The following is a 12,738-nucleotide window of genomic DNA, read 5'->3' as shown; positions in this document are numbered from 1 at the left end:
CAATTTCTAGTTTCTCAGAGACAGACTTTGGACTTCTTTTGGACATAATAAAACTCCCTTTATAGTTTCTAGTGAAAATTTTTGTTTTTTCACTGTCCACTATAAGGGGAGTATATCATTTGACGAACTCGTTTTTTGACTAGTCGAGTTCTTTCCACTCCCTTTTTATTTTCACATAGTTAGTCTAAAGCCAACTGGAAATCAATCACTTCCGTTTTCGAGCAACCGGTGCCAGACCCAACAAACCAACTCCGATTAAACTCATTAGACTGAATGTATCACCTGTTGACGGCAACATCTTAGTTTCCGGCTGAGAGGTTTTCTGAGTCGTCATAGCCTTTGTGCTTGCTTGGGTAGTCATAGCTACTGCTTTAGGAGCAACAGACTTGTTAGAATCTGTATAACCTACTACTTTTCCAGTTTCATCTACAACAGGAACAGGTGTTCCATTATTGTCAACGATAGCCTTGTATTCTGCGTCCAAACGTTCTTTAAGTTCTTTAGCAGCTACTTCTTCAAGGTAAGCATTGTAAGCATTCAAAAGGGCAGTGTAGTTTTCTTCACTAATCGTTTGAGTCGCTTTCAAATCTGCAAGGAGGGCCAATTCTTTATTAAGAACTTCTACTTTGCTTGTCAAACTTGCGTTAGCTTGATCATATTTGCTCTGTGCTGCTGCCAACAAGGCAGGTGCATTTTGCAGATTAGCTAGAGTAGTTTTTGCTGTTGCCAATAATTGTTTTGCAGTTACTAGTTCATTTTCAAGAGCAGTAATCGTAGCTTTTGATGAAGCAACTTGATTTTTCAAATTGTTCAAAGTAGCTACTTCTGTTGCCAACTCTGATTTTGCTGTTGCGAGTGCTGCTTCTTTTTCTCCAAGAACTGCTTTAGCAGCTGCTAATGTTGCTTGTTTTTCTTGAATACTTGCCTTCAAGTTAGCCACGGCTTCATTTGCAAGTCGAAGAGTTGCTTGTGCAGTTGCGAGAGTTGCTTGAGCTGTCGCTAATTTAATACGAGCAGCTGGCGCTTGTTCAGCCGTTGCAAGAACTTTAGAAAGTTCTGCTTTAGCAGTTGCAAGGGCTGTCTGAGCTGTTGTATTTGTATCTTTGGCAGTAGCAAGAGCATTCTGTGCTTCTTGATTGGTTGCCAACGCAGTATTGTAAGCAGATTGGGTCTGTTCGTATTGGGTCTGTTCGTAAGTGCTACGGATAGTCGCGCTATCATTTGGATTAGCGATAGCTGTGGTGCTGAAGGTATTCCCAGACCAGAGGTCAGTTGTGTCAATATCGTTCAAGTGGACACTGGTTGCACCTGCCACTGAAGAAATATCTACACCAAGATACGTTGCAGTAGCACGACTTGAAAGATCCAAACCTGTCACAGATGACGCGTGTAGCCACTCACGTCCGTTGTATAGGAAGTCAATCATAGCACGGTAGATAAGTGATTTTACATTATCTACGTTCGTTCTACTTAGAAGGGTTTTCCAGGTGTTTAAATTCTCTCCAACCGTCACTTTAGTAAAGTAGTTTCCTGCTTTATCCAGAGCGGAGTCGTTGTGGCTGAATTCTACGATACTTTCCCATCCATAGTTATCTGCTACATATCCATCAGTTACCAAATCAGAAGCTTTTACACTGCTTGTAGTTACAGATGTAGAGACTGTTCCAAATTTAGCTCGAACTTGATTTACCAAGTCAGATGCAAATAAAGAAAGCTCTGTTAGCAACTCGTCAGACATATTGTTTACATCTTCAATTACAATCAACTTGTCATTCGCATTTGATTTGTAAGTATTTGCTGCTCGTAAACCTTCGTTGATCTCTTTTAATTTGGCAACTGCGGCTTTGTAAGCGTCACCACCATAGCGACTATCTTTATATTGTCTTAGAGCTTCTACATATTCATCTGATACAAAAATGGTATTAATTGAGTCATAATCCGCTTTTGCAGTTGCCAAAGCGCTTGTAGCAGAATCCAAGGTCGCTTGTGTGCTCGTTGCAGTTGATTGAGCAGCTTCCAATGTTTCCGCTGCTGTGGTTGCTGCTTTTTGTGCAGATGTTACAGCTCTCTCTTTTTCAATGATAGAGATTGCACGTGCAGCGTCTGTTTCAAGAGCAGAAGCCAATTCATCTTGTGCAGTAGATACCGCAGTTTCAGCGGTTGTAACATTGTTTTGAGCGGTTTCCTGAGCTGCAATCACTTTGCTTGCACCTGTTCCGTCAAGACTAGCTTGGGCAGAATCAACAACTGCTTGTGCTGAAGTTACCTCTGCTTGTTTAGAAGTAACATTTTCTTGTGCAGAAGAAACAACCGCTTCCTGTGTAGCAACAGCCGCTTCTTGTTCACTTACAACATTCTGTGCTTTAACGATAGCTTGTTCAGTTTCTGTCACTTTGGTTTCAGCTTCAGTTACCGCTTGTGATGCAGCAGCGATATTTTCATCAGTTGCATTTTCTGCAATTGTCTTCGCTGATGTTAATTCTTCTTTGGCTGTCGTTACGGCAACCGCTTCTGTATTGACCGCATGTTGCTGTTTTTCAACAACTGCTTCCTGAGTTGCGACCGCAGTATTAGCCGCATCCAATTCGGATTTAGCTTGTTCTACTTCTCCCTTTGTAGGAACTGTTGTAACATCTGTACTTTGAGCAGAGTTCTCAACAACTGTTTCTGGAACGTTGGTAGTATCTACTTGTTCTGCCTGAACTACCACTCCAGTTGACGCAACTAACGGTACCAATAAGCTATTAAGGATTATCTTCTTGTTCATATTGTTCTCCTATATTTTTATTAAAGCTATTATAACACAAACTATCCTTATAAGTCTATTTTTATAGTCCTTTTAAGACCTTTTAACTGTCCTTAAAAACATATATCCTTAGAGGATAGGAGGACAGGAAATGACCCTTGACCAATATGTTGCAAAACAGGTACAAAAGTTACGAAAAGAATTTAAACTAACACAAGAACAATTAGCTGAAGCAGCCAATATCGATGTGTCTTCAATCGCAAAAATTGAACGTGGAGAACGTTCAAACATCAAGGTTAATACCTTAGAGAAATTAATTAGCGCCTTCAACATTTCAACAACAACTTTCTTCAATGACTATCAAGCAATCGACAAACCGATAGATCCCTTACTCGACACCCTGCAGACAAACTTATCAAATCTAAGCAGTAACAAACGCAAAGAGTATTTATTAATTTTCGATGCAATTCTAAAAGCCGGAGAAAACGATTAGTAGCAAATACACATAAACGAGCAGCGTGATCCTGCTCGTTTTTATCACATTCAAAAATACATACTAACCTTGTCTCTACTACTCATATCCTTCTACTCTGCAATCTTAAAAAGTAATGGTGTGAATTTGGTGTGAAAAGTGGTGTGAATTTTGCTAAAAAAACATCAAAAAAACACCCCAGGGTGTGAACCATGAAGTGTTGTAAATACTGTATTGTAGCTGGTTCTTAACGTTTAGAGAATTTCGCTATTGAAAACAAAGAATTCTTAACCCTTACAAATCCCGTTATATCAACATTTACAAAAATGAAACTTCCATGAAAATGGACTAAAATCCACTGATTTGGATAAAATTGACACCAATTAACACCATAAAATAGACTAGTCAACCACTTCATTTGAGGTGGTTTTTACTTTGATTTTACAAAAGAAAATGCAAAATCTTTAATTCAAAATTGTCACCAACTTTCAATTTGATTGACCTCTTTCTTTTTATACTAGTTAACTCTAATCATGCTAACTTCTGTAAAAGTAGTCATCTTCTTTATATTGGATTAGAGATTGGCCTAATACTAACCTAGGCCTCATATAATTTGAAGAATCCTCAAATTCGGAAAAATCAGAAATTTTATGTCCCGCCTGCAATAAAAACATGTTACGCCTATCACCAAACTTTCCTCTAATATATAGAATAGGTAAACTCTCATTAACAGCTTTTCCAGTCACCAGCAATTTAGAGTTGTTAACTATTGTTTAAATTTATCTTTTAATAAATCATAAAGTGTTCGAAAATCATTTGGAATTGATGATTTTTTAATACTATGTACTTTCTTTATAGCATCTAGAAGTTTATTAACATCAGAAAAGTATTCTTTTACAAAGTCACTTTTTTACGGATTCTAAATTTATTTTATTTGCATGTCAGGTATCCATACGTTACAATTTATAAAAGCTAAACTCACTTTTGAGTTCCGAGCAGTTGTTGTTTGCTGATTCCGTGGCCAAAGGGATGGCATCATGAATCACCATATCTTATCACTGTTACTCAACATTCACGCTAATACTCACAATCTCCTTTGTCTGAGAGTTGAAAATCACAGAATAGGCATATACTTCGCCTTTTTCATGGAGACTGGTTTTAAGTGCAGAAACACTTACAATATTTTCAAAAGTTTCCTGCTGTTTTTCTTCGGAATCAAGTGATACAAATTCATTTTCCTTGATTTGTTTACCTACACTATAGGAAAAATCGCCTTCATCAAACGTTACATCGTACTCGCTGGAAATAATTTGATTTGCTGCTTTAATCACTTGTTTTTCCTCGTCAGAATAAGTTTCATTTTTCATTGAACATCCTGATAGCATACATAAGACCACAACTGCGGCAAACAATACGCTAAATATTCTCTTCATTCTTTTAACTCCTTTCATAATCCTGATACACTTTACGGAAAACAGCTTTTCGATAGGAAGCATCGATTCCAAAGTAAATTCCCGTCTGCAATACAAGCAGCACAACTGTACACCAGAAAGCTACCGGAATATTTGAAACAATCGCAAATCGTTCGCTAATAAAAATTCCAATCCAAAGGTAAATCAGAGCAACAAGGAAAGGAACCAACAAAATCAAGGATGTTACCTTACGCAATGCAGAAGATAACTCTTTCTTGGACAACCCGATTTTTACAATTCCTTTGTACTTTTTGCATTCTGCATCCAACTCCGAATATAGTCTGGAGTATATAAAGCTTGCAACTGCAAGAATAAACGTGAAGCACAGCATACTGCCGATATATAACGTCAGATTGTTCTGCAGCTGGCTGGTGCGATAGTAGCTGTACGCAGTTATCACATTTGCATCTCTGTTTTCAATACTGGTTTTCAATGAGTTTTCAACCGCTTCGGGACTATGACTATTCATTTCCCAGTTATCATAAACAAATGCTGTGATAGTCTTGCTGTCCATCTGTGGCTTCAAAGCATCAAAAACTGAATCATTTACAATGCAAACATTGGTTGTGAAACCGGACAGCATAATGGTTGCTTCTGTATATCCTTCTACAGACAGATCAAAACGATTTTCATCCATAAAGGACTGAATATCTGACGGAATCTTTTTGACGGTTTCTCCTGCATTTCCAGCAACGAGAAAAACGCCGTCTTCTGAAACTGTCACTGTTTCTCTACCGAGAAACTTCATTATGATGTTGTAATCACTTGCAGACATCATCGCAGAACGGGTTGGGTTAGCCTTATTGTACCAAAGGTTAAATACAGCTTTTTGATAACCGGGCAAGTCTTGCAGTTCCTTTTCAATCACAGCCACGTCGCCGGCAACATCTGCATTTTCTGTCCAGGCATTATAACTTATAGCATAGGGCATGATCTTCTCCGTTTCTGTTTTCACATTTGTCGACATGGAAAACAGGAGGATGATGGAAAAGAATGAAATGGCATACAATACAGCGGAAATTGTCATTGTCTGCGCATTTGCTCTCAGTTTTGCTTTTTTATCGCTGCTATAAAGCAAACGTCCTCTTGCATGACTTTTTTTTGAAAGGGCAAGGGCCATACGCATTCCATAGGCAAACATCAAATAAGTTCCAGTGATAATGGTAAAAACCAACACCAAAGCAGTCACACTGTTGTCCTGAATCTGTTTAGCCATCTGTGTCCCGCTTGTAAAAAGCCAAACCATAAAACCAAATAAAACTAAAAATACAATAAGAAGGGGTAACAGTTTCTGTGGCTTTTCACCGGTTACTTCGGTTTTTAATAAACGTACCACCTCTTTCTTGCGAATCAGCCTTGGCGTAAAAAAAGCAATCGCTAAAAAGACAATTCCCAAGACAATAACAGTAGTAATGATTGCCTGAACAGGGAAATAGAAAGTAAAGTCGGATACGCCGATAACTTTATTTGCAATGTCCAAAAAGAATTTTGAAAACACAAATCCCAGCAAAATCCCCGTTACGATAGATGCAAATCCAACAATCATGTTTTCCAGAAACACAAGTTTGTTAACCTGCTTTTTTGATGCGCCCAAAATAGTGATCAAACCGAACTGGCGACTTCGAGCCTTCAGAAAACATCCCACAGAGTATGAAATAAAGCAAACGGAAAATCCAATGGAAATAAGCTCGCCTACTATAAGGATCAACCCCATGGTGCTGTCTCGGTCAATGATACTCATGGCCGGGTGAAACGACAGCACTGTGAACAGGAAAAATACAAATACAGAAAACACGCAGTTCACGAAGTAATAAATATAGTTTCTTCTGTCACGGCTGATATTGTTGCGGGCAAAGTCAAATAAGGTCATGCGGTTCACCTCCCAAAAGACTCATAGCATCCACAATCTCCTGTTGAAAAGTCCTTCGATTTCCATCGGAGACAATTTCCTGGTATAACTGTCCGTCTTTGATAATCAGGACGCGCTTGCAATAGCTCGCCACAAAAGAATCGTGCGTTACCATCAGGATAGTGGCATTTTTCGTTTCGTTGAGCATCCGGAATAATTCCATAACATCTTTCGTAGCCTTGGAATCGAGATTTCCGGTAGGTTCGTCTGCCAGAAGCAAAGACGGATTGGTTACAACGGCACGGGCAACCGCGGTACGCTGTGCCTGCCCTCCGGATATTTCAAAAGTGCGTTTGGAAAGGAGAGGCTCAATTCCTAAAAGTGCAGCAACCTCCGCGGTGCGCTTTTTAATCTCAGGAACAGGAACACCTTCCAATGTCAACGGCAGCATGATATTTTCGCCCACTGTCAAAGTATGCACCAAATTGAAGTCCTGAAATACAAAGCCCAAGGTATTCCGTCTAAAATGTGCCAGTTGGTCGTCATTCATTTCGTGGGGATCTTCACTATCAATGCAGACACTGCCGCTGGTAGGGTGATCGATGGTAGAAATCACATTTAAAAGAGTGCTTTTACCACTACCGGATGGTCCCATAATGGCGACAAATTCTCCTTTTTCAATACTAAAGTTAATATCATTCAAAGCGGTATATGGAACTTTTCCCTCATATACTTTACCAAGATGTTTTGTTGTTAAAATTGACATCTTTACAACCTCCTTCATTGTTCTGCATTTAGTATAGCTGATATCTCAAAAAATAAAAATCGAGAAAGATTACGGAACATGACAGTTTTGTAATCTTTCTCGAAATGCTATATTTCACTTTTTGCATGAAAATAAATAGTAAATGTACTTCCTTTTCCTAATTCTGACTGCACCATTATGGTATGTCCCAGATAATCCAGGCTTTGTTTTACCATATACAAGCCCAATCCGCTTGATTCTCCGCGCAGGCGTCCATTCTGTCCCGTAAAAAACAAATCAAAAATTCGATTGAAGTCACGAGGATCAATGCCACATCCTTCATCTTGGATACTCAATGAAGTACATTCTTCTGATCTGTCAGCACGGACGGTAATTTTCTTTCCTTCATCACTATATTTGATAGCATTGGTTAAGAGTTGGTACAACACGAAACGAAGCCATTTGGAATCGCTGTACACCACCAAATCATCTGCAATCTCAAGTTTTGGAAAAATTCCTTTTGTAATAAATGAGCTTTTTAACTCGTTGATACAATCTTTACACATACTGTGCAAATTCACTTTTTCGGAATGAAAATCATTTTTTATTGCATCAAGTTTATACATATTCAAAACCTGATCCAAATCATATTGTATTTGCGCCGCTGATTGTGCTATTTTACGAAAATCCGAATCGCCTTTTTTGTTTTCTGAAACCAGACGGATCACGGATAAAGGCATTTTTAATTGATGCACCCAGCGATAAATCATGATCTTACTCTGCTTTTGCTTGTCCTCCATACGAGCTAACCGGTTTAAATATAACCTGTGCTGTTCCTCAACTAACTTCCGATAGTGCTGTTCCTCGCGGCCTTTGGGTTCGCTGATTAGAAAATCCTCCAAGGTCTTGTTTTCATTACAAAGGATTTCATAAAAATCCCATGTGGAATATAGCCGGTAAAGCAAGAAGCACAATAAAATAAACAGAGATAAAAATACATAATACCACCATGTTCCTCCGGGATTTCCACTAATTAAAGTCAAATAAACAATCATAATGGAAACCGGCGCTGCTAAAAAAAGAAGAATTACCCATAGGTGATCCAAAACAAAACATTTTAAATGTTTTGCAAGTTTTTTATTTTTCATGACGTGAATCTCCTATGCGATAACCAACGCCTCTGACGGTTTTAACAGCAAGGGTGGAGCCAATGCGCTCTAATCGTTTGCGAATCCGGCTGATTGTCACATTCAAGGTGTTTTCTTCTACAAAACTCTCATCATCCCAAATTTCATTCAGCAGTTCCTCACGGCTTACAATATTCGGATAATTCTGAAACATCACCCGGATCACACCTGCTTCTGTTTTGGATAGTTCCGTCATATGTCCATGACAAGACAATGTTAATTTGCTTTTTGAAAAAATACAATCTTCACATTGTAATTCATCTGCGTTGAAACTTGAATACTCTCCATATGTGCGGCGGAGGACGGCGGAAATTTTTGCTGTGACCACTTCAAAAGAAAATGGCTTTGTAATATAATCATCCCCTCCGTTCATAATGGCATGAACTTGATCGGAGTCTGTATTTCTGGCAGAAAGAAATATAATCGGACAAGGACTGATACTTCTGATCTTATTACACCAATAGAAACCGTTATAGACAGGAAGATTGATGTCCAGCAAAACCAGATGGGGATTTTCCAGCTTGAATTCCTCAATTACATTTTTTAAATCTTTACAGCAATAGACTAAAAAACCGAACCGTTGTAAATGGTCTGAGAGAAGTCCGGCAATATCAATGTCATCTTCTATAATCATAATTTTATAATCCATATTTATCTCCTTTTCCCGTCTAAAAATTTAACAACGAAATAACCGTACCCGCCAACCAAAGAAGAAATAACACGATAGGCACTGCTTTATATTTGAGAATAATTGCGATATACTCTCTGATAAACGCATTCGGCCAATAATAAAAAGCTGTTTTGCACCCAACACCATCCGCTTTTAATCCAACCTGTTTTGCATATGTCCCAGTTCGAAAAACATGATAATCATTTGTTACAAAAATCACACGGTACTGGGACATCATCTGATCCATAATTTTTTTTGAGAACATCATGTTCTCAAGAGTTGTGGTGGACTGATCTTCCATGATAATGTTATGCTCAGAGATTCCTTTTTCCAGAAGATAATTTTTCATGGCTTCGGCTTCAGATATATTTTCATCACTGCCCTGGCCGCCTGAAACTATAATTTTTGCTTTTCTCCCGGAACTCTCAAATACCTCAATTCCCTTATTCAATCTTCCAGCCAGCAGAGGGGAGACCCTTTCGCCGTTAAGCAGCCCAGCACCATGTACGATAATAAAATCACAGTTTTTGTTTTTCGGCAAAAGGTGGTAGAGCTGTGAGTAAATGAAGAGTGCTGAAAAAGTAAAAATAACATACATCGCGATGAGGGCAATCAATACAACCATTGACATCGTAATAGTCGATAAATTTTTAGCTGAAATCGTTACTGCCACAGCAACGAATGCGCCCCAAATTCCAACTCCAAACGCAATAGATAAACTGTGTACCAAACTGAAACGTTCTCTTTTTATTGCAATCACTCCTGCATAGATAAAGACAAAGGAAATAAACAGTAAAATCAACGGGATGACTGTATACAGAACTATATTAAGTAAAGTATTAACTATTGTCCCATTTGTAGCATAAGCCACTGCAACAAATAGCGATGCTAAGCTCAATGCAAGAAAGATTGAATTTCTGAAAGCACGTTTTTCCCTCAAAAATGAACCTATAAATATAGCCGTAAAAGCCCCAAATATAATCCAATATATCATTTTCTATTCCTCCGAATGCCAATTACATTTATATCGCTGATCAAGGGGCTTCTGTGTTTGTTTGGGTATTAGCCAAATACGATTTAAATGCACTACACCTTTGATACGGTTTTCTTTACAAAGTTTCTGCACTCGTCGATCTGACAAGCCCCATAGTTTTGCTGCGTCTTGTACAGTCATATACTCGAACATTGCCGTCCTCCTTAATCCATCTACTTATATTATAGACGGTTAGCCGAATAATATCAAGTTTTTTAGTAAGATACAATACCGGCAAGCAACTTTATTGTGAGAGCAATCTTCGCGAGCAGGTTTTGCGCGGTTCGCAAAACATCGGTTCGTTAGAACCGACTGCAAGGAAAAAAGAAAGCATCGAGCTTTCTTTTTGGGCTGCAAGCCTACGTGTTTAGCGATGAGTAACGATAGTTTACTCACGCTAAACACGTATCTCATCAAAAATGAGATTATCTCAATAATAACATCAGTAGAATAAATAAAAATAGGCAGAAAATATCGAAATCTCCTGCCCTTTACTTATTCCACAGACTTCTTTACTATTCCACTTTTTGAGAAAAAATGGATGGTTATATTTGTCCATAAACATAAACTAAACGGTGGTTTTAAGTTAGCCATCTTTTACGACTGAATCGGTTACTTTACTGGCTCATCTTTCATAGAAAAATGGATTCCTATATGAACCAATAAGTCAAGTTTTCATGGTTTTCTTTAGTATTCCAACATTACTGAAAATATGGATTATTATAAAAGTCCATATCGCAAATCAAAGTGGGCTACTCTAATACACCATTATTTCTATCATAATGGACCTCTATTCAAATCCACTTTTTAAGAAAACTTAGACTTCTTTACTATTCCACATTTAGCGATAAAATGGGAAACTCTACTTAACCATCTTTTAGCTAGTAATGGACTAGTTTCACTATCAATTGATTCGTTAAGGTAATGGATTTTTGAAAAGTCATCTTTTACCTTTTTAAGTTATACTATTTCCTTTCTACAGAATTGGCATGTCGAATACTTTTCAGCTTCTTATCTATTCACAGAAAAATATTTCTGTGTTTTTTTGATTTTGAAAATGTGGCATAGTAATATCGTAAAAATTGAATGACTAGAGCTAAACACTATCTGGTGTTTTTTCAACATCAGATAGACAGGAGGAAATAGTGCGATTTCATATTCGTAAGGTTCAATTATTTCAAAAATAATGACTCAGTTATTCAACTAACAAAATATAGAAAGGAGTTTTTAGGCCGTAGGTCCAGATAAAGTAACAAAGATATAGTCACAATCAAATTGAAATATTATTAAATAAATTCTGCATCATAAAGGAGGAAATATTACTGAGTCCATAGTTATAATCCAGTTTTACGAATAGCGAAACCAAAGCAAGAAATCGTTCAAATCGAAAAAATACAAAAAATAAACGTTATAAAGCGTTTCAATTATTCAAGCTCTAGAATCCAAATTGAGCATTGGAGTAGTCTTCTCCAATCAAAAAAACATAAAGAACACCTGCCGCAGCAGGAAGACACTGTTTTCGGAAGTATCGCGTTAATCGAAAACACCTCAACCATTGGTACAAAAAAGAAAGGAGTCAGTTATGACTAAAAATAAAAAAAGACGATCACGTTCAGATCGTAGAAAAATGAAAAAACATGCGATAGAAAAACAAAACAAAGCGCTAAAAACACCAGAAGGCCGACTTCAGTTTGTCAATTCTCAAGGAGTTTCAAGTTTAAAGAAACGATTCAAAAAAGGAAAAGGCATTAAGCGTAAAGAGGCCAAAGAAACAGGAGATGACATTGAGTTAATCCACACTCATCGTACACTCCATAACTATTCGGGTTCATGGCATTGTTTTGCAAAATGGGTTTCAATTCACATTTCACCAGAACAGTTAATGGTATTAGGTAATGTTGAAAAAGATACGGAAGGTTGGATAGAACTTATCAATCAATACTTACAATATTGTATAGAGATTGGTTTAAGTCCATATACACAAGCTACCTACAAAGCAGCATTGGCCAAAGTTCTCGGAGTTTCCTCAACTAATTTCATCGCTACACAACCACGTACACGTGCAAATCGCATGAACAATCGTGTATTACATATAGACTATCGTTTATCCAACAAAAATAACGACTACTGGCATAAAGTAGTTGTCGCAACAGGCTTACGTAAAAGTGAACTGATCCATGTCACTGGTGATGCTATGCAACGTGGCCGTGATGGTCGTTGGTATTTAAATTTAGACGGCCGTAAACATCACACAAAAGGACGCAGAGATCGCTGGTCTCCAATCATGGCTACTAGTCAAGAGGAGGAAGAGTGGTTAGTCGCTATTTTCCAACGAGCAGGAGAAAAGAGAGTGTTTCATGTTCCCAAAGATTTAAGTCTCGACGATTTTGATGGAAAGAAAGTTCCCACTGCATTAAAGCCACATAAGTATCGTGCTGAGTATACAGAGCGTGTTTATCGCAGTGTAGCACGCGAAATTTCCAAGATTAGAAATCGTAAAGAAGTTATCCATCTGCGTAAAGAGTTAGTTGGCATCTCACTCGACAGAAAAGCTTGTAAAATTG

Annotated in this window: 10 protein-coding genes; 2 read left to right on the top strand and 8 right to left on the bottom strand. The window is 37.9% G+C overall.

Features of this window, described 5'->3' with window-relative positions:
* Positions 1-205: 205 nt before the first annotated feature.
* Positions 206-2,767, bottom strand: coding sequence for an SEC10/PgrA surface exclusion domain-containing protein (locus ODU45_RS09070; RefSeq protein WP_398581173.1), 2,562 nt, complete (start codon positions 2,765-2,767; stop codon positions 206-208).
* Positions 2,768-2,897: 130 nt separating this feature from the next.
* Here ODU45_RS09070 and ODU45_RS09065 point away from each other — a divergent pair, with 130 nt between their 5' ends.
* Positions 2,898-3,239, top strand: a complete 342-nt coding sequence (locus ODU45_RS09065) for a helix-turn-helix domain-containing protein (protein WP_053867173.1) — start codon at positions 2,898-2,900, stop codon at positions 3,237-3,239.
* A 1,040-nt stretch (positions 3,240-4,279) separates the two neighbouring features.
* Here the strand turns inward: ODU45_RS09065 and ODU45_RS09060 are convergent.
* From ODU45_RS09060 to ODU45_RS09030, 7 genes are all read right to left on the bottom strand, one after another.
* Positions 4,280-4,651 carry a hypothetical protein gene (locus ODU45_RS09060; RefSeq protein ID WP_024390393.1) on the bottom strand — a complete coding sequence of 124 codons (372 nt, stop codon included), beginning with the start codon at positions 4,649-4,651 and terminating at the stop codon, positions 4,280-4,282.
* A 4-nt stretch (positions 4,652-4,655) separates the two neighbouring features.
* Entirely contained in the window at positions 4,656-6,560 is a 1,905-nt protein-coding gene (locus ODU45_RS09055; protein ID WP_024416728.1) for an FtsX-like permease family protein, read from the bottom strand.
* Positions 6,547-7,299: an ABC transporter ATP-binding protein gene (locus ODU45_RS09050; protein WP_314733854.1), complete on the bottom strand. Its 753-nt coding sequence runs from the start codon at positions 7,297-7,299 to the stop codon at positions 6,547-6,549. The genes ODU45_RS09055 and ODU45_RS09050 overlap by 14 nt, the downstream gene beginning before the upstream one ends.
* A 113-nt stretch (positions 7,300-7,412) precedes the next feature.
* Positions 7,413-8,432 (bottom strand): HAMP domain-containing sensor histidine kinase, encoded by a 1,020-nt coding sequence (locus ODU45_RS09045; RefSeq protein WP_024416726.1) that lies wholly within the window; start codon positions 8,430-8,432, stop codon positions 7,413-7,415.
* Entirely contained in the window at positions 8,422-9,120 is a 699-nt protein-coding gene (locus tag ODU45_RS09040; RefSeq protein ID WP_398581172.1) for a response regulator transcription factor, read from the bottom strand. The genes ODU45_RS09045 and ODU45_RS09040 overlap by 11 nt, the downstream gene beginning before the upstream one ends.
* A 19-nt stretch (positions 9,121-9,139) precedes the next feature.
* The gene (locus ODU45_RS09035) at positions 9,140-10,135 is read right to left on the bottom strand and encodes a YdcF family protein (protein WP_044682367.1); all 996 of its coding nucleotides are present in this window, start codon (positions 10,133-10,135) and stop codon (positions 9,140-9,142) included.
* 3 nt (positions 10,136-10,138) lie between these two features.
* On the bottom strand, positions 10,139-10,315 hold the full coding sequence (locus ODU45_RS09030) for a helix-turn-helix domain-containing protein (RefSeq protein ID WP_228377754.1): 177 nt from the start codon (positions 10,313-10,315) through the stop codon (positions 10,139-10,141).
* 1,441 nt (positions 10,316-11,756) lie between these two features.
* On the opposite strand from ODU45_RS09030, the gene ODU45_RS09025 reads away from it, so the two are divergent.
* A partial coding sequence (locus tag ODU45_RS09025; protein WP_398581171.1) for a site-specific integrase occupies positions 11,757-12,738 on the top strand: 982 nt, incomplete at its 3' end.

Origin of the sequence: Streptococcus sp. 2022WUSS135 (genome assembly GCF_044427045.1) — a bacterium.
Lineage (GTDB): Bacteria > Bacillota > Bacilli > Lactobacillales > Streptococcaceae > Streptococcus > Streptococcus hashimotonensis.
Note: the sequence above shows the minus strand (reverse complement) of the source record. Positions and strands in the feature narration are given on the sequence as shown.